Here is a 21,135-nt window from a genome sequence, read left to right as displayed (position 1 = left end):
AAAAATAGCAAAAAAATTAAATTTTCCAAAAAATAATCTTCAAAACAAAAAAAGAAGCTGTAACGCTTCATTAAAGGTTAAAAAAACCTCCTTTCGTTACAGCCCCTTTATAATTTTTTGAGGACTTTTTTATTAAAATGAAAGTGCTATCATAGAGTTAACAAAATAGGAGGAAATAATAATGGGAAAATTTATTGTAACAGGTGTTGATGGAAATTTTGGAAATTATCTTGCTACACATATTGAAAAATTAACATCAAAAGAAAATTTGATTTTTACTTGTCCTTTTGAAGATGGTTTAAAACAGTGGCAAGAAAAAGGATATGATTGTCGGGTAGCTAATTTTAATCATCGTGAATGATTAGAAGAAGCTTTTGCAGGTGGAGATGCAATTTTAATTATTTCTTCACCATTTGTAGGAGTAAAAAGACGTAATGCTCATAAAAATGCTGTCGATGCTGCAATTAAAGCAGGGGTAAAAAAAATCGTATATACTTCATTAGTAAATGCTCAAGATGAAGAAAATCCAAGTATCGAAAAAATCGATCATGCTTATACTGAAAACTATATCGATAATTTAGATGTTGATTTTGTTTTCTTACGTAATTCACAATATGTTGAAGCTATGATTACTAGTTATTTTGCTGCTCAAGAAACAGGTAATATGATGACTAGCTGTCAAGGTGAAGGACATATGTCTTATATTTCTCGAAGAGACTGTGCTAAAGCTGCTATGTATGCCTTAGTAAGAGAAGATTTACATTATGCAACTTTAAATATCAATGGTCCTGAATCACTTACATTACAAGAATTTGTTGATGCTGGTAATCAAACTACAAAATTAAATATCGGAATTAATAATGTAACTGAAGAAGAAACATATGCAGCATTTGATGCTATTGGGGTACCTAGAAATACTGATGGACATTTTGAAGAAGATTCTGTTGCTCCTTATTCATCAGATGGAATGGTTACTTTTGCAAGAGCAATCAGATTAGAAAAAATGAATACTCATACTAATGTTTTTGAATGGTTAACAGGTGATAAGCCAAGAACTGTTTCATATATGTTTGAACATGCTGATGATTATCAAGTAGGACAACGTAATAGTACAGATTCATAAAAAGGAAGATAATAAAATGAGTAAGATTGTTGTTAATGGAGTCGATGGAAATTTTGGTGGGTTAGTGGCTAAATATGTATTGGATTTAGTAGATAAAAAAGATTTAGTTTTTACAGCCCCAAAAATTGAAAAATTAAAAGAATATCAAGAAATGGGAATTGCAGTTGCCAAAGCTAATTTCAAAGATATTGCAGGTTTAGTTGATGTTTTTAAAGATGCTGATAAAGTATTATTAATTTCAATGCTATTTGTTGGTGAAAAACGTAGAATAGCTCATAAAAATGTTGTTGATGCTTGTATGCAGGCTAACGTAAAACAAATTATTTATACATCAGTTTTATCAGCTGCTCATCCTTTTAACCCTAGTATTGAAAATGTTGACCATTCTTATACAGAAGCAATTATTCAAAATTCACCACTAGATTATATCATTTTACGTAATTCATTATTTGTAGAAGCTTTTACTAGTGATTATATGCGTGCTGTAGCTGCTGGTGAAAAAACTATTTCTAAAAATATGGGTGATGGTAGAGTATGGTTTATTTCTCGTAAAGATTGTGCTTATGCTGCTGCCTGTGCTTTAAACAATCATCTATTACATCGGGAAATTTTAAATATTAATGGTTTAGAACCAATATCTTATAGTGATTTTCTAGCGATAGGAAATGAAGTTACTAATAATAATATTACATATACTAAATTAACAGATGATGAGTTATATGCTTACTTTGATTCAATCGGAGTTCCTCGTGATACTGATGGTGATTTTTCTAAAAGTCCAATTCAAGCTACATCTGAAGGAATGGTTACTTTTGGAACTACTGTAACTCAAGGTTATTTAGATGTACCAGTTAGTGATTTTAGTTCATTAACAGGTCGTTTACCACTTTCAATTAAATATATCTTTGAACATGTTGAAGACTATCTTTTAGGTGATCGTCATCCAACTGAATAAATCCAGGAAATCCTGGATTTTTTATCTTTTGATTATATTTTGAATAACTTTAATAACACCATTATTATTACATGATTCACATTTAAAATGAGCAGCATTTTTAGCTTCAATTAAAGCATTTTCAGGTGCATAACTATTATTTGCATACTGTAACATTTCAATATCATTTTCTCCATCACCAAAAACATATAAATCATTTTGATCAATATGATATTTACTAACTAAATATTTAAGCTGATTTAGTTTATTAGTTCCTTTTGGTAAAATCTCAATCCAATATTGACTAACACGAACGACTTCATAATTATAAAGCCGTTTTTTTAATAGTTTAAAAAAGAAGTTGAAAAAGATAGTACCACCTAGTTCAATTTTTTCTACTTGATTGTAAACAGCTTTATTATTTTGTTTAGGAATGGGTTTATGTTTAATTAAATAACGCAATATATAAAATATTTTATCATAAAGACTTGATAATGTAATTCGTTCATTTTGACAAACAACAGTAACTCTAAAAAATAGGCGATAGGCTATTTTTATGATCTTTTTTACTTCCTTTAAATCAAATGAATTTAAATAAATATATTCACGGTCTTTAAAATCATAAAAAGCCAAACCATTTATTAATATCAAAGCTCCAGTTTGATACTTTTCCATTTCCAATTCATCAACTATCCATTTAACACTTTCAAAATTTCTTCCTGTAGCTAAAACTAACCGATTCTTACTTTGAAATTCTTTTAATACAGCAATTGTTTCTTTATTAAGACTACCATTAGCTAATAAAGTACCATCTAAATCACTAACAACTGTTTTCATAAACTCTCCATTTGTCTTTAAGAATATTTTTTACGAATATAATCACGATCTTTTTGAACATAACTACGATATTGCTGGTAGTTGTTATCAAATTGATTGTGATAGTGAAAAATAGCGGTAGTAGGATTAATAACACTAACGATATTACCGGCAGCTCGGACAAAAAATTCATTATGATCAAGAATACGAATATTATCATCCCAGCCAATTTCTTTTAATTTATCACTTCTAGCTAAAAAGATATTTGCAGTCTTACCGACAACAAAATGAGTTTCATCAATTTTAGTTAAATGTGGAATTTTTAATGGTTTTAAAGCTTCTTGCATTAATTGTTTATAATATAAGTGAGAGCTTTTTTTAGGGTCTTCACATTTAGGTGTTGATAAAACCCCAAATCCAACTAAATCTACTTCTTGGTGCTGTTTTAAAAATCTAAGTTCATCTGCAATATTGCTTCGTAATGTCAATAATTCATCATCATCCATGCGCATTACATATGGTGTTGTTACTTCGTTTAATGCTGCGTTTAAGCCTTTGCTTAAACCACTATTAAATGGTAAATGAATTATTTTTAAGTTTTGGCCTTTTATTTCTAATGGTTTAAAACTATCATCACTAATTATTACTCTAGCGTTAGGATAGTATTTTTGAATATTTTGATATAGTTTTTTAGCCATTGCCTGTCTTTCAAATGATTTATAGATAAATGTGACATTTTCAACAACTAAGTCAATATCTTCTTGATTAGGTTTACGTAATCCTTTTAAATACCAGGAGATTGTTAAAACACGATATTCTAAATTAATAAATAATTTATATAAAATATAAAATAATGGTTCTAAACGACCATGAGATATTTTTTTAAGTACATCGTTCATAATAGTAATCCTTTCTTAAAATTCATCACTATTTTAACATATATAAATATTCTTTTTTATACTTTATAAAAGTAATTATTAATTTTCCAGGATATATATTTATATAAATATTTAAAATAGGAGGAAAATTATGTTTTGGATATCTTTGTTTTTTATTGGTGCTTGTTTTGGTAGTTTTTTTAATGTTGTTATTTATCGATTACCATTAAATGAATCAATAATAAAAGGAAGGAGTTATTGTCCTAATTGTTATCATCAGTTATCATGGTATGATTTATTACCGATTATTAGTTATCTTTGTTTAAAAGGAAGATGTCGTTATTGTTTAAAGAAGATTGGGATTAGTCATTTAGTTATTGAAGTTATTGGTGGTATTTTATTTGTTTATTGTTTTTATCAATATGATCTTTATAAAATGATCATTGTTTATTTTATAGCAATGGTATTACTTGTAATTGCTTTAATTGATCTAAAAACATTTAATATTTATGATATCACGATTTTTATCTTATTTATATTAACGATCATTTATCGTTTATTAACAAGCTTTGATATTTTAGATATGATTGCTGGTAGTTTAGTAATAAGCAGTTTGATGATGGGGATCAATATATTTATTAAAGATGGTTTTGGTATTGGTGATATTGAATTAATGTTTGTTTCTGGTATTTTACTTGGATTTAATAATATTATTATAGCTTTTATGATTGCGATTATTACTGGGGGTATTTATTCATTATTTTTATTGTTATTAAAGAAAACGACCATGCACAGCTATATTCCTTTTGCTCCTTTTTTAACCGGTGCTATTTTTTTTATGTTGCAATATGATAATATTTTTATTTTTTGAATGATTTATTGTTTAAATAATAAATTTTTATATCAAAATTTCGGCTTTATCGATTTTATTTTGCTATATAAATTAGATATATGTTATAATCATGTTAAGATAAATAAAAAAAGGAGGGGACTTATGAACTTTTTGTTTATTTCACCGATGTTTCCAAAAAATTATTGGAATTTTTGTGATCGAATGAAAAATCATGGGGTCAATGTTTTAGCAATCGGGGATATGCCTGAAGAACATATCAGCGAAGAATTAAAAAATTCAGTTACTGAATATTGTTATGTAAATAACATGGAAAATTATGATCATGTTTATCGTTGTGTTGCTTATCTTGCAAGCAAATATGGAAAAATTGATTGGATTGAATCTAATAATGAATATTGGTTAGAGTTAGATGCTCGTCTAAGAACAGATTTTAATATTAATACCGGAATGAAAGAAGATGTTACTAAAATCTTCAAAACAAAATCTGGTATGAAAGCTTACTATGAAAAAGCTGGAGTTAAAACAGCTCGTTATCATTTAGTTGATACTTTAGAAAATGGGAAGAAGTTTGTTGAAGAAGTAGGTTTTCCAGTTATTGTTAAACCGGATAATGGTGTTGGGGCAGCAGCTACATATAAAATTACTAATTATGAAGAATTAGAACAATTTTATCAAATTGATCATATTACTCAATATATTATGGAAGAGTTTGTTAATGGCTTGATCATTTCATATGATGGTTTAGCTAATAAAGATCATGAAGTGATTTTTGAAACTAGCCATGTTTTTCCAAATTCAATTATGGATGTAGTTAATAATAATACTGGTATGCATTATTATTCATTGCGTCAGATTCCAGAACAATTACAAAAATTAGGTCGCAGTGTTGTTAAAGAATTTCCATTAAATGCACGATTCTTTCACTGTGAATTCTTTCAATTACTAGAAGACCGACCAGGACTTGGTAATAAAGGTGATTTTGTCGGATTAGAAGTTAATATGCGGCCACCTGGAGGATATACGCCAGATATGATGGACTGGGCTAATGATATTGATATTTATAATATCTATGCTGATATGGTTGTTTATAACCATAGTGATTATTATACTAATCGTCCATATCATTGTGTATACTGTGGTCGAAGAGATGGTAAAGAATATTATTATAATAATGATGCTTTAATGGCAATGTATGGTTCACATATTTTAATGAATGAAAGAATGCCCGATATTTTATCAGGAGCAATGGGTAATTATACTTATACAGCTCGCTTTGAAACATTAGAAGAAGTCCATGACTTTGTTGATAAAGTATTGAAGGAGGTTTAGAAATGAAAGTTGAATATTATAAAGAGTATAGTAATTGTCTAAATCGAGATATGGAATATAAGGTTTATGGACATGCGGGGATTCCTTTATTAGTATTTCCAGCTCAAGATGGACGTTTCTTTGATTTTGAAAATTTTGGAATGATTAATGTCATTGCTGATAAAATTGATGCAGGCTTAGTTCAGGTTTTTTGCTTAGATAGTATTGATGGTGAATGCTGGTCTGATGAAGGTGGCGACAATAATCATCGTACTTATATGATGGAACAATGGTATTATTATGTTATGGATGAATTAGTGCCACGGATTTTTGAAATTAATGGTACTGGTCAAAAAATTTATACAACAGGTTGTTCAATGGGAGCTAGCCATGCTTGTAATTTTATGTTTAGACGGCCTGATGTTTTTAAAGGGTGTATTTGTTTAAGTGGTTATTATGATAGTGATTTATTCTTTGGGGATTATCATGATGAAAGATTGTACAACAATAGCCCGATTCAATATTTGCAAGGAATGTCTTATGATCATCCATATGTAGAAATGTATCGTCATTGTGATATTATTTTATGTTGTGGTCAAGGTGCTTGGGAAGATGAAATGATTTATTCAACTCGTCGGATGCAAGAATTATTGGAATATAAAGATATTCCTGCCTGGATCGATTTTTGGGGATATGATGTTAACCATGATTGGGACTGGTGGCAAGTTCAGTTACCATACTTCTTAAATCATATTTTATAGGGGGATGGAAATTATGAATGTTGTATTTATTTCACCGCATTTTCCATTATATTTTCACAATTTTTGTTCACGATTAAAAATTCGTGGTGTCAATGTTTTAGGAATTGGGGATGCTAATTATAGTGAAATTAGTAATGAAACTAAAGATAGTTTAAGTGAATATTATCGCGTAAATAGCTTAGAAAATTATGATGAGGTTTATAAAGCAGTTGCCTATTATATTAGTAAATATGGTAGAATCAATTTTGTTGAAAGTCAAAATGAATATTGGTTAGAAACAGATGCGCGAATTAGAACAGATTTTAATATTAATAGCGGTACTAAATATGAAGATTTGGCAGTAATGAAATATAAATCAAAAATGAAAGATATCTACAAAAGTATTGGTTTAAATGCTGCTCGTTATTGTTTGGTAGATACTTTTGAAAATGCTTTAGCTTTTGTTGAAAAAGTAGGCTATCCAATTGTTGTCAAACCAGATAATGGTGTTGGTGCTTCTTCAACATATAAACTAAAAGATCAAAGTGAATTAGAGTATTTCTTTGCAACTAAAGATAATCGAGTTTATATTATGGAAGAGTATGTTAATGGCCATGTTGAAACCTATGATGGTATTACTGATAGCAATAAAAATATTTTAATTGCTAATAGTACGATTATGTTAAATTCAATCATGGATAATGTTAATGAAAATTGTGATACTGCTTTTTGTAATCGTTTTGTAGCTGGTAGTGATATTGAAGAAGTGGGTAAAAAAGTAGTCCAGGCTTTTGATACTCGTAGTCGTTTTTTCCATTTTGAATTCTTTAGATTAGATGATGATAAAGAAGGACTTGGAAAAAAAGGTGATTTAGTTGGTTTGGAAGTAAATATGCGCGCTCCTGGTGCTTATATGCCAGATATGATTAATTTTAGTTATGAAACAGATGTTTATACAATTTGGGCAGATATGCTTATCTATGATAAATGTTTCATGGATGTAAAACAAAAATATTTAGTAGCTTATATTGGTCGTCGTGATGGTATTGATTATATGTTAAGCAATGATCAAATTAATCAAAAATATGGTGATTTAGTGATGCTTGATGTTGATGTTCCTGAAGCATTGAGCGCAGCGATGGGAAATCATGTTTTCATGGTGCGAGCAGAAAATCAAGAACATTTAGACTTTTTAATCGATGAATTATTACGACGCAGTGATGGTAGAAATTGGCGCTAAAAATAAATAAAAATAAAATATACGTCAAAATAATTTCTTTTTTATTCAAGATGTGTTATCATATAGGTGGTTCTTAAATGAACCACTTTATCCCAAAAATGTGCTCTATGCACAATGAAGGAAGAAGCAATTCTTCCCTCCCCACAATAGTTAGGGTCTCCCAGCCCTAACTTTTTTTTTTATAATATTGATAAAAGAATAATCCCAATGATAAAAACAATAATACCAACGATAATAAATAATGTTCCAATAGCGCAATTAATATAAATACCACTCATATTAATAAAAGATTGTTCTGGTTTTTTAGGGTTGTATTTTACAATATATTCTTTACCACTAATAAAAATAGCAAAAGTTGACCAGCCGGTAGTACCAAGATATCTCTTTCCATCAACATAGTATTCATAAGTTGCTTTAATTGCTTTATTGTCGCTTGTTAAAGATTTTTGTGATTTTAATAAAGTGCCAGTTGTTTTAGCGCGACAGGAAAAAATTTTATAGTATTTTGGAATACTGTATATAAGTCCAACAGTAGTAAATGATATTGCAACGATCCAAACAGCAATCATTATTTTTCACTCCCTTAATTAAATTATAAAAATATTATAGCTTACTAAATATAAAAATTAAATATCGTTGATACTTATAATAACAGGCAATAAATTGTAATATTAAAGATAATATAGTAAAATATTAGCGCATAAATATTTTTATGGGGGAAATATAATGAGTTTAAAATTAGTAATATTTGATATGGATGGTTTAATGTATGATACTGAACCAATCGGGATGAAATGCATGTTAGAAGCTGCTTTACAACATGGCTATGAAATTGACAAAGAGTTTGCATTAAATTCAATTGGTATGAATGTTAATGATCATCGTAAACTAGTCTTAGAAAAATTTGGACCAGATTATCCATATGATAAAATCAGCTTGCAATCACGAAAAATGCGGATGGATTATCTTTTAGAAAATGGTATTACAGTTAAACCGGGATTAAAAGAACTGATTTCATATTTAAAACAAAAAAATATATTAATAGCAATAGCTTCTAGTTCTAAAAGAGAAACTATTGATACTTATAATAAATTAGCCAATTTGGATGATAGCTTATTTGATTATATTATTTCTGGTGATAAAGTAGAACATAGTAAACCTAGTCCAGATATTTATTTAAAAGTATTAGAACACTTACATATAAATAATGAAGAAGCATTGGTATTAGAAGATTCTCGTAATGGAATCTTAGCAGCATCTAATGCTAAAATCAAAGTAATTTGTGTTCCTGATTTAGTTAAACATGGTGATGATATTAATAAACTTCTTTATAAAACAGTTCCTTCATTAAATGAAGTTATTGATGAAGTTGAAAAGTTACTATAATTTTAAATAGAAATATTTTCAAACACTGAAATTATTTTGTAAATAAGTGTGATTTAAGATAGAATAGTAATAATAGATAAACAAGGAGGTATTATATGAGTTTTCCGAAAGGATTTTATTGGGGTGGCGCTACTGCTGCTAATCAATTAGAAGGTGGCTGGCAAGAAGGCGGAAAAGGTGTTTCTTGTCCTGATATTTGTACTGGTGGTACTGCTACTAGAAGTAAAAGAATTACACCTGAATTAGAAGAAGGGACTTTTTATCCTTCACATGATGCAATTGATCATTATCATCGTTTTAAAGAAGATATTGCTCTATTTGCAGAAATGGGATTTAAAATGTATCGTTTTTCTATTGCATGGACAAGAATTTTCCCAAATGGTGATGAAACAGAACCAAATGAAGAAGGTTTAAAATTCTATGAAGAATTAATCGACGAATGTTTGAAATATAATATTGAACCAATGGTTACTATTTCACATTATGAAGTACCATTTAATTTAACTAAGAAATGGAATTCTTGGGTAGATCGTCGAATGATTGATTGTTATTTGAATTTCTGTAAAGCAATTTTTACTCGTTATAAAGGAAAAGTAAAATACTGGCTAACATTTAATGAAATTAATTCAGCAACAACTGCTATGGGAGCATTTTTAGGTCAAGGAATTTTAAATGAAATCAAACCAATGGATTTCATGAATCAAGTTGATATTCCAAACAACCGTTTCCAAGGATTACATCATCAATTTTTAGCAAGTGCTTTAGCTGTAAAAATGGCTCATGAAATTGATCCTGAAAATCAAGTTGGATGTATGCAAATCATGGCAACAAGCTATGGATTAACATGTAATCCAGCTGATCAAGTTGAAAACCAGCAAAAGAATCATTTAATGAACTGGTTCTGTAGTGATGTTCAATGCCGTGGTAAATATCCTAATTATATCAAGAGATATTTTAGAGAAAATAATATTGAAATTAAAATGGAACCTGGTGATGAAGAAATCTTAGCTAGTGGACCAGTAGACTTCTATACATGCTCTTATTATATGTCAAATTGTCAAACTGCTGATCCAGAAAAACAAATAGCTGGTAAAGGAAATATTTTAGGTGGGGTACCAAATCCATATCTAAAAGCTAGTGACTGGGGATGGCAAATTGATCCTGAAGGATTACGTTATTCATTAAATGAAATCTGGGATCGTTATCAAAAACCAATTTTCGTTGTTGAAAATGGATTAGGTGCTTTTGATAAAATTGATGATGATGGTAAAGTAAGAGATGATTACCGTGTTGATTATTTAAGAAAACATATTCAACAAATGCATGAAGCACTGTTAGATGGCGTTGATTTACGTGGTTATACTCCTTGGGGATGTATTGATCTTGTTTCAGCATCAACTGGTGAAATGGCAAAACGTTACGGATTTATTTTCGTAGAAAGATACGATGATGGAACTGGTGATTTTTCAAGAAGAAGAAAAGAATCTTTCTATTGGTATAAAAAAGTTATTGAAACTAATGGTGAAGATTTGGGATAATAGATGTGTTAAAAACACATCTATTTTTTTGGAGGGAAAATGAAAGCAAAAGGTTATTTTTTGACAATTTTATCAGCGGTGATTTTTGGTTTTACACCAATACTTGCTAAAATGACATATTCGATGGGAAGCAATGGCATTACGATGGCTTTTTATCGACATTTATTTGTTATACCGATATTATTTATTATTATTAAATTGCAAAAATTAAACTATCGTATTACAATTGAACAGCTCAAAAAGATTTGTTTAGTTGGGATCGTTGGAACAGCATTAACAGTTGCCATGTTATATACTTCATATAGTTATATTCAAGTAGGTAGTGCTACTGTTTTGCATTTTTTATATCCAATGTTTGTATCTTTGATTTGTTGTTTTTATTATCATGAAAAACTGACAAAAGTAGTTAAATATTGTTTAGTGGTTGCTAGTATTGGAATCTTATTTTTTATTGAAGTAGGCAGCTCATCACTTTTTGGAATTTTTTTGGCTTTGTTTTCTGGAATAACATTTGCCTATTATATGGTTGGAATTGAAAAGCTAGGATTACAGAGTCTAAATCCTTATGTTTTGAATTTTTATTTTGCAATTGTAATTGCTATTGCTTTGTTAATAATAGGAGTTATTACTGAACAATTAGTTTTAATTTTGCCAGGATTAGCTTATGGCTATTCATTTATAATTGCAATTTTAACATCAATTATTGGGATTATTTGTTTACAGCAAGGGGTTAAATATTTAGGTGCAACAACAGCATCAATATTAAGTATGTTTGAACCAGTAACGAGTGTTATTTTTGGTATTATTATTTTAAGTGAACAATTATCGATGTTTAAATTAATTGGTTGTATTTTGATTCTTGGGGCGATAACAATGTTAATTGTCTTTAATTCTAAAAAAAGTCCAGCTTAAATATTGATGGGATAAAGTTACTATTTTGTCTTTGAGTATTTAAAAGAGATACTTATTTCACTTAGTTTATGTTAAAATTTAGTAAAGAACTAACATTTTAATATTATTGAGGAGGACAAAAAGTGGCTAAATATGTAATGGCTTTAGATCAAGGAACAACAAGTTCACGTTGTATAATATTTGATCATCAAGGTAATATAAAAGCAATTGCTAGAAAAGAATTTGAACAGATTTTTCCTAAACCAGGCTGGGTTGAACATAATCCAATGGAAATCTGGTCATCACAGTTAGCAGTAGCTAGTGAAGCTATGGCTAAACAAGGTATTAAAGCAGAAGATATTGCCGGAATTGGAATAACTAATCAGCGGGAAACAACGATTATTTGGGACAAAGAAACCGGTGAACCGATTTATAATGCAATTGTCTGGCAGTGTCGGCGCAGTGCTAAGATGATTGAACAATTGGTAGCTGATGGATTAGAAGAATATGTTATTAAAACTACCGGATTAATTCCAGATCCTTATTTTTCAGCTTCGAAAATTGCCTGGATTTTAGAAAATGTTCCTGGTGCAGCCAAACTAGCTGAAAAGGGGCGACTTTTATTTGGAACAGTGGATACTTGGCTGATTTATAACTTAACTGGCGGTAAAGTACATGTAACAGATTATACTAATGCTTCAAGAACAATGTTATTTAATATTCATGATCTTTGCTGGGATCAAAAACTGCTGGATTATTTTAAAATACCACGTAGCATGTTACCAGAAGTAAAGTCATCTAGCTGTATTTATGGTTATACTAAAGCTGGTATTTTAGGTGGTCATATTCCAGTTGCTGGTGCTGCTGGTGATCAACAAGCCGCATTATTTGGACAATGCTGCTTTGAACCTGGGGAAGCTAAGAATACTTATGGTACCGGTTGTTTTTTATTGATGAATACTGGTAAGAAAATCTATCATTCCCAAAATGGTTTACTAACAACAATTGCAGCCAGTGATAATGATGAAGTAAATTATGCTTTAGAAGGTAGTGTTTTTGTTGCCGGGGCGGTTATGCAATGGCTTCGTGATGGATTGAGAATGCTGGAAGATACACCTAAGTCAATTGAATATGCAACTAAGGTTAATGATACAAATGGAGTATACATTGTTCCTGCTTTTACCGGTCTTGGAGCACCTCATTGGGATTCTTATGCTAAAGGAACAATTGTTGGTTTAACTAGAGGATGTTGTAAAGAACATTTTGTTCGAGCAGCCCTAGAGTCAATTGCTTATCAGACAAATGATGTTTTAAAAGCAATGCAAGAAGATACTGGTATTCAATTAAAAGCTTTGAAAGTTGATGGCGGTGCCAGTCAAAATGATTTTTTAATGCAATTTCAAAGTGATATTTCCAATTGTATTGTCAATCGGCCGCAGATAGTGGAAACGACGGCTTTAGGGGCGGCATATTTAGCTGGTTTAGCAACTAATTTTTGGACTAGTAAACAGGATATTATTGATAATTGGAAATTAGAACGTAATTTTACGCCATTAATGGAAGAAACTAAACGGCAGGAACTTTTATCAGGCTGGGATAAAGCGGTTCGTTTTACGTTAATGTGGAAAGATGTATAAAAAAATCAGGTTAGTTAAAACCTGATTTTTTTTCTTCATCGATAAAAGTATGATATATAGCTCTAATAGCATTTTTAAAATGCACATTTTTAACTCCGACGATAATATTTAATTCTGAAGATCCTTGGTCAATCATTTTAATATTGATATTTTCTTTAGCTAAAGCAGTAAAGACTTTAGCGGCAGTTCCGCGACCATCTTTCATACCACGACCAACAATAGCAATCAACGCTAAATCAGACTCTAATTCAATTGAATCAGGTTGGACAGCACGATGAATACCGGCTAAGATTTGTTGTTCATGGTCAATGAAACTATTAGCTTCAACAATAATATTCATTGTATCGATTCCTGAAGGTGTATGTTCAAATGATAATTGGTTATCTTCAAGAACTTGAAGAACACGGCGACCAAAACCAATTTCACTATTCATCATATCTTTTTCAATACTGATCGTTGCAAACCCTTGTCTACCGGCAATACCAGTAATTACATGATCTGGTTTATGACAAGTTGTTTCAACAATTAATGTTCCTTCATCTTCTGGGCGATTAGTATTTTTAATTTGAATTGGAATCCCTTCATTACGAATTGGGAAAATTGAATTTTCATGTAAAACACTAGCACCCATATAAGATAATTCTCGTAATTCTTTATAGGTAATTGTTGCAATAGTATCAGGATTTTTAACGATACGTGGATCGGCAACTAAAAATCCAGAAACATCAGTCCAGTTTTCATATAAATCAACGTGACCATTACGAGCAACGATTGAACCAGTAATATCACTACCACCACGTGAAAATGTTTTAATTGTATTGCTATCATCATTTAATGAACCATAAAAACCAGGAATAACACAGTTTTTAACGGTACTTAATCGTTTAGATAAAATTGGATCAGTTTTTTCAGGATCATAATTACCATTTTCATCAATGAAGATAACTTCACTAGCATCAATGAATTCAAAACCTAAATAATTAGCTAAAACAATACCATTTAAATATTCACCACGGCTGGCAGCATAATCAATTCCGATTTTATCAGTAAAAGCTTTTTCTATAACTTCAAACTCTTTATCAAGTGAACAATCTAATTTTAATTCATCAATAATATCTTGATAACGTTTCTTTATTAAATCAAATGTCTTTTTAAATGTATCTTGATCTTTAGCATTGTATGCTTGATATAAAAGATCAGTAACTTTTGTATCTTCTTTAAATCTTTTCCCTGGTGCAGAAGGCACGACAAAGCGTCGCGATTTATCACTATTAATAATATTGGCTACTTTTTTAAATTGTGTAGCATCAGCAAGTGAAGAACCGCCAAATTTTACTACTTTATTCATAAAGTTCCCCCTTAGATAAAATGTCTATTAAAAAATACCATTTTTTTATGATTACATCAAGAATAATCGCTAAAATTATCAATATTTTTAAAGCACTTTTTTAAAAAAAGAAAGATAATTAAAGTGAATTAAAATAAATAATTAAAAATAAGTTTTGATTATAGACTAACCAATAAAAAAATCACATAATTCAATTCAATATCAATCACATAATTAATCACAACATTATCATAAATTAATGTATAATTAGATAGCTGATAATGATATTATAAAGATTAAATAAACATTAAATATTTGATATTAATAATCTTTTGTTTCTGGGAATTTTCAATTGAAATTAAGAATTAAGGAGGTAGATTATGGCGGAAAAAAAGAAAAATTATGAAATAAAAATTATTTTAGGATATGATAGTCAAGGAAAAGCAATCTATACATCAGTATCTACTGATACTTACCCAGAAGTAAAAATTTTAAGATGTAGTAATGATAAATTAGTTGAAGAAGTTTTATTTAAAGATGTTTGTAATGGCTGGTTAAGTTATATAAAAAATAGTGTTAAACCGCAAAGTTTTAATAAATATCAAATGACTGCTAGACTATACATTTTACCAGCTTTGGGTCAAAGAGATATTAAATTATTAAACACAATTGAAATCAATCGTTTTTTAAAACAGCTGGCAACTAGTGGACGTCAAGATGGTAAAGGTTTATCACAAAGTAGTTTAAAAACCGTTTTGTTTGTAATAAAAGAGACTTTTCAATATGCTTATAATCTAGGAATGTGTAATGAAGTGTTATCAAATGTAGTTTTTCCTAAAAAGAAAAAAGCAAATGATAAATTATATGTATTAGAGAAAAAAGATTGCCAGAAAATTATTGATTTTGTTAAAGATGATCCTGAACCGCTAAATATTGGAATTGCTTTGAGTCTTTGTTGTGGTTTAAGGATCGGGGAATTATGTGCGTTAAGAAAAAGTGATATTGATTTAGATAAGCGAATCATAAACATCCAATATACATTACAACGCATACAGGTTGCTAAAGCCAGTAGTAAAACTAAAATTGTTATTAGTTCACCAAAATCAAAAACATCAAAAAGGATTATTCCAGTACCGGAAATAATGATGCCGATTTTAAAAAGCTGTAACTTTCATGAAAATGATTTTATTTTAAATAATAATGAATATTGGATTGAACCAAGACGATTATCTAGATATTTTAAAAAAATATTGAATCAATTAGAAATAAAAGATACTAATTTTCATACTTTAAGACATACCTTTGCTTCTTTGTGTATTGCTTCAGGAATGGATGATCGCACATTAAGTGAAATATTAGGTCATTCTAGTGTAAATATTACTTTGGATCGTTATGTTCATCCTAATTTAAAAATAAAACATGAAATGATCAATAAAGTTGATTTTATTTAATAGACAACTATTTGACCATAATCTTAAAATAAGGTAAAATTAAATCAACAGGCGGGAAAACCCGTCATTTTTTAATCGAGGTAATAAGTGTGAAAGAAAAAAAATATACAATGAGTGATATCGCTAAAATGGCTGGAGTTGGTAAAAGTACCGTATCCCGTTATTTTAATGGTGGTTATGTAAAAGAAGAAACAAGACAGAAATTAAAAAAGATAATCGATGAATGTCATTATGAGCCAAGTACTATTGCCCAGTCTTTAAAAGCTAAATATTCAAAAGTAATTGGGATCGTTGCCCCATGTCTTGATTCAATTACAACCTCAAGGGTCTTGATGATGGCAGATCAATATTTAAAAGATCATGGCTATACAACTTTGATTATTAATACTAATCATGATGAGATGCGTGAATTAACCTCGATAGAACAATTATGGCGCATGAATGTTGATGGGATAATTTTAATTGCAACAACAGTAACTTTAGCTCATCAAAGTATTGCAGCTAAGCTGGATATTCCATTATTATTTGTGGCCCAACGTTATGGTGCTGGTATTTCGATTATTAATGATGACTATAATGCTGGTTATGATGTTGGTAAATATGGAGCTAAAATGGGACATCGCTCTGTTTGTTATGTTGGGGTAAATGGTAAAGATGAAGCGGTAGGAATTTATCGTAAAGATGGTGTTATTAACGGATTAAAGGATTATGGTGTAGAAACGGTTGATATTTTAGAAACTGATTTTTCAATTGAAAAAGCTTATAAAAAAGCTCTAGATTATTTAAAGAAAAAACGGCCAACTTTAATGATTGGAGCTACTGATAATATTGCTTTAGGCTGTTTAAAAGCCATTAATGAATTAGGTTATAATATGCCTGAAGATATTTCATTAATTGGTTTTGGCGGCTATGAAACTTCGCTTTTTATTACGCCAAGTTTAGTGACAATTCGTTTTGATAATGAAGAAACAGGGATTCGTGCTGGTAAAACTATTATTGATTTAATTGAAGGAAATCGTGTTGATAATCTACAATTAATCAATTATCATTTGATTTCAGGTAATAGTGTTAAAAATTTAAATAAGTAAAAAATATGGTGGTATTTTGGGTAATACCATCTTTTTTTAAATAATTATGGTATCGGTACCATTTTTTTATTGAAAACTATTGACACCGCTATAATTGAGGTATATATTATAGACATGGAACCGATACCACAAGGAGGAAAGAGAATGGATTACAACAAGATAGCAAAAGACATTATTGAAAATGTCGGTGGCGCTAGTAACATTACAGGGGCAATGCACTGCGCTACAAGATTACGTTTAAATTTAGTTGATGAAAGTAAAATCAACGAAGAAGCATTAACAGATATTGAAGTAGTTAAAGGTACGTTTTTAGCTAAGGGGCAATATCAAATTATTTTAGGTCCGGGATTAGTTAATCTAGTTTGTGATGAAGTAACTAATATCTTAGGAATTAAGACGGAAACAGTTCAAGAACCAAAAGAAGAAAAAGAGGGTAATATTTTACAACGATTAGTACAATTATTAAGTGATATCTTTGTACCAATTATTCCAGCTATCGTAGCTGGCGGGTTATTGATGGGAATCAATAATATCTTAACCGCTAAAGGGTTATTTTTTGCTGGTAAAAGTTTAATTGAAGCTTATCCACAATGGTCAGATTTAGCTTCTATTATCAATATTTTTTCAAATGCGGCATTTACTTTTTTACCAGTCTTAATTGGCTTTAGTGCTACCAAGAAGTTTGGCGGGAACCCATATTTAGGAGCCGCTATGGGAATGATCATGGTGCATCCTGATTTATTAAATGCTTATGATTATGGTAAAGCCGGAGTTGAAATACCTGTTTGGAATTTATTTGGCTTAACAGTTGAAGCGGTGGGGTATCAAGGAACAGTATTACCAGTTTTAGGAGTTTCTTGGATTTTAGCAAACATTGAAAAACGTTTGCATAAAGTTACCCCAATCTGGTTGGATAATTTAACAACACCGCTACTATCTACTTTGATTACTGGTTTTATTACATTTATTGTTGTTGGACCTATTTTAAGAGAAGCCGGGGTTTTATTATCAGATGGAATTTCTTGGATGTATAATACACTAGGAATGTTAGGGGGAGCTATTTTCGGTTTCTTCTATGCACCAATTTGTTTAACCGGTATGCATCATAGCTTTATTGCAGTAGAAACTCAATTACTTGCAGCAGTAGAAACAACAGGGGGATCATTTATTTTCCCAACAGCATCAATGTCTAACGTTGCTCAAGGGGCAGCAGTTATTGCTATTTTATTAATAACAAAAGATAAAAAATTAAAAAGTATTTGTTCAGCATCTGGAATTTCAGCATTACTTGGAATTACAGAACCAGCAATGTTTGGGGTAACATTGAAACTTAAATATCCATTTATTGCAGCAATGATTGGTTCAGCAGCCGGAAGTGCTTATTTAGCAGCAACTAAAACTCTTGCCATTGCTTTAGGAGCTGCCGGTTTACCAGGATTTATTTCAATTGATCCAAATTCTTGGTTGAATTTTGGAATCGGAATGATTATTAGTATTGCGGTAGCATTTGCATTAACAATTGTTTTATATAAACGTAATGAAAAAAAACAAGCAGCAAAAACTGATGAATTACCACAAGATACAACTACTGATAGTAAGGTTAAAACTGAAGTTATTAGTGCACCATTAGCAGGAAAAGTAGCACCAGTTAGTGAAGCACCAGATGAAATATTTGCTCAAAAAATGATGGGTGATGGGGTTGTAATTTTCCCAACTAATAATTATTTAACAGCACCTGTTACCGGAACAATTACGATGATTTTCCCAACTAAGCATGCTTTAGGAATTAAAAGTGATGATGGTGTGGAATTATTAATTCATATTGGTCTAGATACGGTAAAATTAGAAGGAAAACCATTTAATTTATTAGTTAGTGAAGGGCAAAGAGTAAATCAAGGTGATAAATTAATGGAAATTGATTTTAAGATGATTGAAGAAGCAGGCTGTCCAACAGCTACACCAGTTGTATTAACTAGTCAAAATAGTTTTGAAATAGTTAGTCAAGGCGATGTGGAATTAAACCAGCCAATTATAAAATTAAATTAGGAGAAATAATATGACTTGTTTAACGAATAAACAAATTAAAGATATGGAAAAACAAGCAGTTAAAGATGAATATCGTCTTGAATATCATTTAATGCCAGCAACTGGCTGGCTAAATGATCCTAATGGATTATGTCAATTTAAAGGTACTTATCATCTTTACTACCAATATTCACCTGAAAATTGTTTAGGTGGTCAAAAATACTGGGGGCATTATAGTACTAAAGATTTTGTTACCTTTAAAAATGAACCAGTTGCTTTATATCCTGATAGTCAGTTTGAACAAGGCGGTGTCTATTCTGGGTCAGCTATTGTTAAAGATGATACTATTTATTATTACTATACTGGTAATGTAAAACATCCTGGCAATCATGATTATATTCATACAGGACGTGAGCATAATACAATGATGGTAACTAGCAAAGATGGTATCGAGTTAACAAATAAAACTTGTTTAATGAAAAACAGTGATTATCCAGAAGATTTGACTTTACATGTAAGAGATCCTCAGGTTATTAAAAATGGTGATCATTATAATATGATTTTAGGAGCTAGAACAAATGATGATGTTGGTTGTTGTTTATTATATAGATCAACTGATTTAAAACATTTTGAACTAGTTAATCGAATTACAACTAAAAAGCCTTTTGGTTATATGTGGGAATGTCCTAATCTTGTTGATTTAAATGGACAAATGATCTTATTTTGCTGCCCACAAGGGGTAGAAACAGAAGGTTATAAATATGAAAATATTTATCAAAATGGTTATTTTCTAGTAAATGGTGATATTGAAAATGAATATTCATTAAGCGAATTTGTAGAATTTGATCATGGTTTTGACTATTATGCCCCACAGTTATTTAAAGATGAAAGTAATCGAGCAATTATTATTGGCTGGATGGGATTACCGGATGCTCCTTATACAAATCCAACGGTAAAAAATAACTGGCAGCATGCTTTGACATTACCAAGACAATTAACATTTAAAGATGGTAAAGTTTATCAATACCCAATTGATGAAACAAAAGCGTTAAGAAAATGTAAGAATGATGTAAAAATTAATAATAATCAAAAAATCACTTGCAATAGTAATGTTTATGAGCTATATTTACCGGTAAATAATCACGATTTTAAAATAAAGTTAAGACAAGATGCAGTGATTGAATATCATGATAATCTTTTAACCTTATCATTAAAAGACAGTGGTTATGGTCGAAATAAACGACATATTGTAATTGATAAAATTGAAAACGTAACAATCTTTAGTGATGTATCATCACTAGAAATATTCATCAATGATGGTGAATATGCTCTTACAACTCGTATATATGATCATAGTAAGCTAATTGAAATATCTATTGACACCAGTATTACAGCAACTTACTATGAGTTAAATAGTTATCAGATAATTTAAAAAGTTATCGTAGGCCATTGTCCATATATAAAATGGCAAAAAAACATCTTGTAGACTAGCAAGATGTTTTTTTATCAATATATTAAATCGGTTTAAAAAATTATATATTTTGTTTAAATTAATAAAAATATTATTTATGTATAGGAGGAATTCAAATGCCAAGAAAAAAATCAAAAAATTATACCATCAAATATAATTTTTCTATGGGAAAAGAGGACCTAAAGGAAATTATGGAAGAAAGCTTTTTAATATATTTTAAGTGTAAAGAACATAATTGTATATTAAAAAATAAAAGTAGAATAAAATGATAATAATGAAATTGAGTTTATGGTGTTTTTTTATAGAAGCGCTATAAAATAAAGATGATTAATCAATATGGAAATGTTATAATGAAAAAGAAAGGGTGATAAGTATGGGAATCTATTTAAATCCAACAAATCAAAATTTTTATGAAGCAGTCAATAAAGA

General features: G+C 29.8%; 19 protein-coding genes and 1 pseudogene. 16 read left to right on the top strand and 4 right to left on the bottom strand.

Translation table 11 applies throughout. The annotated features are described in order from the left end of the window. The first annotated feature begins 181 nt into the window (after window positions 1–181). From B5F09_RS15245 to B5F09_RS12525, 3 genes and pseudogenes are all read left to right on the top strand, one after another. Window positions 182–361, top strand: coding sequence for a hypothetical protein (locus tag B5F09_RS15245; protein WP_239404336.1), 180 nt, complete (start codon window positions 182–184; stop codon window positions 359–361). A gap of 12 nt (window positions 362–373) precedes the next feature. Continuing rightward, window positions 374–1,123 (top strand): annotated as a pseudogene (locus B5F09_RS12530) (NAD(P)H-binding protein); the annotation flags it as partial. Window positions 1,124–1,139: 16 nt separating this feature from the next. After that, the gene (locus B5F09_RS12525; protein WP_087374589.1) at window positions 1,140–2,078 is read left to right on the top strand and encodes an NAD(P)H-binding protein; all 939 of its coding nucleotides are present in this window, start codon (window positions 1,140–1,142) and stop codon (window positions 2,076–2,078) included. 21 nt (window positions 2,079–2,099) lie between these two features. On the opposite strand, the gene B5F09_RS12520 is transcribed toward B5F09_RS12525, so the two are convergent. Further along, window positions 2,100–2,894 carry an HAD family hydrolase gene (locus B5F09_RS12520; RefSeq protein WP_087374587.1) on the bottom strand — a complete coding sequence of 265 codons (795 nt, stop codon included), beginning with the start codon at window positions 2,892–2,894 and terminating at the stop codon, window positions 2,100–2,102. Window positions 2,895–2,911: 17 nt separating this feature from the next. Beyond that, window positions 2,912–3,772, bottom strand: a complete 861-nt coding sequence (locus tag B5F09_RS12515) for a glycosyltransferase (protein WP_087374585.1) — start codon at window positions 3,770–3,772, stop codon at window positions 2,912–2,914. Between the two features lie 130 nt (window positions 3,773–3,902). On the opposite strand from B5F09_RS12515, the gene B5F09_RS12510 reads away from it, so the two are divergent. From B5F09_RS12510 to B5F09_RS12495, 4 genes are all read left to right on the top strand, one after another. Further along, window positions 3,903–4,622, top strand: a complete 720-nt coding sequence (locus B5F09_RS12510) for an A24 family peptidase (RefSeq protein WP_087374583.1) — start codon at window positions 3,903–3,905, stop codon at window positions 4,620–4,622. 123 nt (window positions 4,623–4,745) lie between these two features. Further along, entirely contained in the window at window positions 4,746–5,933 is a 1,188-nt protein-coding gene (locus B5F09_RS12505; protein ID WP_087374580.1) for an ATP-grasp domain-containing protein, read from the top strand. Between the two features lie 2 nt (window positions 5,934–5,935). Continuing rightward, window positions 5,936–6,673, top strand: coding sequence for an esterase family protein (locus B5F09_RS12500; RefSeq protein WP_087374579.1), 738 nt, complete (start codon window positions 5,936–5,938; stop codon window positions 6,671–6,673). A 13-nt stretch (window positions 6,674–6,686) separates the two neighbouring features. Then, window positions 6,687–7,892, top strand: coding sequence for an acetyl-CoA carboxylase biotin carboxylase subunit family protein (locus B5F09_RS12495; RefSeq protein WP_087374577.1), 1,206 nt, complete (start codon window positions 6,687–6,689; stop codon window positions 7,890–7,892). 179 nt (window positions 7,893–8,071) lie between these two features. Here the strand turns inward: B5F09_RS12495 and B5F09_RS12490 are convergent, their stop codons facing one another. Continuing rightward, entirely contained in the window at window positions 8,072–8,461 is a 390-nt protein-coding gene (locus tag B5F09_RS12490) for a DUF3592 domain-containing protein (RefSeq protein ID WP_087374575.1), read from the bottom strand. A 157-nt stretch (window positions 8,462–8,618) separates the two neighbouring features. Between B5F09_RS12490 and B5F09_RS12485 the strand changes: the two genes are divergently transcribed. The 4 genes from B5F09_RS12485 (at window position 8,619) to glpK (ending at window position 13,344) form a co-directional block, all read left to right on the top strand. Next, window positions 8,619–9,278 carry an HAD family phosphatase gene (locus B5F09_RS12485; RefSeq protein ID WP_239404335.1) on the top strand — a complete coding sequence of 220 codons (660 nt, stop codon included), beginning with the start codon at window positions 8,619–8,621 and terminating at the stop codon, window positions 9,276–9,278. Window positions 9,279–9,373: 95 nt separating this feature from the next. Further along, complete coding sequence (locus B5F09_RS12480; RefSeq protein WP_087374571.1) at window positions 9,374–10,816, top strand: glycoside hydrolase family 1 protein; 1,443 nt, start codon at window positions 9,374–9,376, stop codon at window positions 10,814–10,816. Between the two features lie 39 nt (window positions 10,817–10,855). Next, on the top strand, window positions 10,856–11,728 hold the full coding sequence (locus B5F09_RS12475) for a DMT family transporter (protein ID WP_087374569.1): 873 nt from the start codon (window positions 10,856–10,858) through the stop codon (window positions 11,726–11,728). A 122-nt stretch (window positions 11,729–11,850) separates the two neighbouring features. Beyond that, window positions 11,851–13,344, top strand: a complete 1,494-nt coding sequence (glpK, locus tag B5F09_RS12470) for a glycerol kinase GlpK (RefSeq protein ID WP_087374567.1) — start codon at window positions 11,851–11,853, stop codon at window positions 13,342–13,344. A 10-nt stretch (window positions 13,345–13,354) separates the two neighbouring features. Here glpK and B5F09_RS12465 read toward each other — a convergent pair whose 3' ends face one another. After that, complete coding sequence (locus tag B5F09_RS12465) at window positions 13,355–14,692, bottom strand: aspartate kinase (protein ID WP_087374565.1); 1,338 nt, start codon at window positions 14,690–14,692, stop codon at window positions 13,355–13,357. 359 nt (window positions 14,693–15,051) lie between these two features. Between B5F09_RS12465 and B5F09_RS12460 the strand changes: the two genes are divergently transcribed. The 5 genes from B5F09_RS12460 (at window position 15,052) to B5F09_RS14890 (ending at window position 20,975) form a co-directional block, all read left to right on the top strand. After that, window positions 15,052–16,122 carry a site-specific integrase gene (locus tag B5F09_RS12460; RefSeq protein WP_087374563.1) on the top strand — a complete coding sequence of 357 codons (1,071 nt, stop codon included), beginning with the start codon at window positions 15,052–15,054 and terminating at the stop codon, window positions 16,120–16,122. Between the two features lie 89 nt (window positions 16,123–16,211). Then, window positions 16,212–17,210, top strand: coding sequence for a LacI family DNA-binding transcriptional regulator (locus B5F09_RS12455; protein ID WP_087300533.1), 999 nt, complete (start codon window positions 16,212–16,214; stop codon window positions 17,208–17,210). Window positions 17,211–17,354: 144 nt separating this feature from the next. Further along, the gene (locus B5F09_RS12450; RefSeq protein ID WP_087374561.1) at window positions 17,355–19,256 is read left to right on the top strand and encodes a sucrose-specific PTS transporter subunit IIBC; all 1,902 of its coding nucleotides are present in this window, start codon (window positions 17,355–17,357) and stop codon (window positions 19,254–19,256) included. A gap of 10 nt (window positions 19,257–19,266) precedes the next feature. Further along, window positions 19,267–20,667, top strand: a complete 1,401-nt coding sequence (locus tag B5F09_RS12445; RefSeq protein ID WP_087374559.1) for a glycoside hydrolase family 32 protein — start codon at window positions 19,267–19,269, stop codon at window positions 20,665–20,667. 155 nt (window positions 20,668–20,822) lie between these two features. Next, window positions 20,823–20,975, top strand: a complete 153-nt coding sequence (locus B5F09_RS14890) for a hypothetical protein (RefSeq protein WP_158095853.1) — start codon at window positions 20,823–20,825, stop codon at window positions 20,973–20,975. The last annotated feature ends 160 nt before the right edge of the window (window positions 20,976–21,135 follow it).

Source organism: Erysipelatoclostridium sp. An173 (genome assembly GCF_002160495.1).
Classification (GTDB): Bacteria; Bacillota_I; Bacilli_A; order Erysipelotrichales; family Coprobacillaceae; genus Thomasclavelia; species Thomasclavelia merdavium.
The sequence above is the reverse complement of the archived record's forward strand: the minus strand, read 5'-3'. Positions and strand labels throughout refer to the sequence as shown.

What these genes read in the sequence shown, in the direction of transcription:
- B5F09_RS12445 (WP_087374559.1), top strand. Translation starts at nt 19,267, where the DNA reads ATGACTTGTTTAACGAATAAACAAATTAAAGATATGGAAAAACAAGCA.
- B5F09_RS14890 (WP_158095853.1), top strand. Translation starts at nt 20,823, where the DNA reads ATGCCAAGAAAAAAATCAAAAAATTATACCATCAAATATAATTTTTCT.
- B5F09_RS12500 (WP_087374579.1), top strand. Translation starts at nt 5,936, where the DNA reads ATGAAAGTTGAATATTATAAAGAGTATAGTAATTGTCTAAATCGAGAT.
- B5F09_RS12495 (WP_087374577.1), top strand. Translation starts at nt 6,687, where the DNA reads ATGAATGTTGTATTTATTTCACCGCATTTTCCATTATATTTTCACAAT.
- B5F09_RS15245 (WP_239404336.1), top strand. Translation starts at nt 182, where the DNA reads ATGGGAAAATTTATTGTAACAGGTGTTGATGGAAATTTTGGAAATTAT.
- B5F09_RS12520 (WP_087374587.1), bottom strand. Translation starts at nt 2,894, where the DNA reads ATGAAAACAGTTGTTAGTGATTTAGATGGTACTTTATTAGCTAATGGT.
- B5F09_RS12485 (WP_239404335.1), top strand. Translation starts at nt 8,619, where the DNA reads ATGAGTTTAAAATTAGTAATATTTGATATGGATGGTTTAATGTATGAT.
- B5F09_RS12475 (WP_087374569.1), top strand. Translation starts at nt 10,856, where the DNA reads ATGAAAGCAAAAGGTTATTTTTTGACAATTTTATCAGCGGTGATTTTT.
- B5F09_RS12490 (WP_087374575.1), bottom strand. Translation starts at nt 8,461, where the DNA reads ATGATTGCTGTTTGGATCGTTGCAATATCATTTACTACTGTTGGACTT.
- B5F09_RS12525 (WP_087374589.1), top strand. Translation starts at nt 1,140, where the DNA reads ATGAGTAAGATTGTTGTTAATGGAGTCGATGGAAATTTTGGTGGGTTA.
- B5F09_RS12465 (WP_087374565.1), bottom strand. Translation starts at nt 14,692, where the DNA reads ATGAATAAAGTAGTAAAATTTGGCGGTTCTTCACTTGCTGATGCTACA.
- B5F09_RS12515 (WP_087374585.1), bottom strand. Translation starts at nt 3,772, where the DNA reads ATGAACGATGTACTTAAAAAAATATCTCATGGTCGTTTAGAACCATTA.
- B5F09_RS12505 (WP_087374580.1), top strand. Translation starts at nt 4,746, where the DNA reads ATGAACTTTTTGTTTATTTCACCGATGTTTCCAAAAAATTATTGGAAT.
- B5F09_RS12480 (WP_087374571.1), top strand. Translation starts at nt 9,374, where the DNA reads ATGAGTTTTCCGAAAGGATTTTATTGGGGTGGCGCTACTGCTGCTAAT.
- B5F09_RS12450 (WP_087374561.1), top strand. Translation starts at nt 17,355, where the DNA reads ATGGATTACAACAAGATAGCAAAAGACATTATTGAAAATGTCGGTGGC.
- B5F09_RS12460 (WP_087374563.1), top strand. Translation starts at nt 15,052, where the DNA reads ATGGCGGAAAAAAAGAAAAATTATGAAATAAAAATTATTTTAGGATAT.
- B5F09_RS12510 (WP_087374583.1), top strand. Translation starts at nt 3,903, where the DNA reads ATGTTTTGGATATCTTTGTTTTTTATTGGTGCTTGTTTTGGTAGTTTT.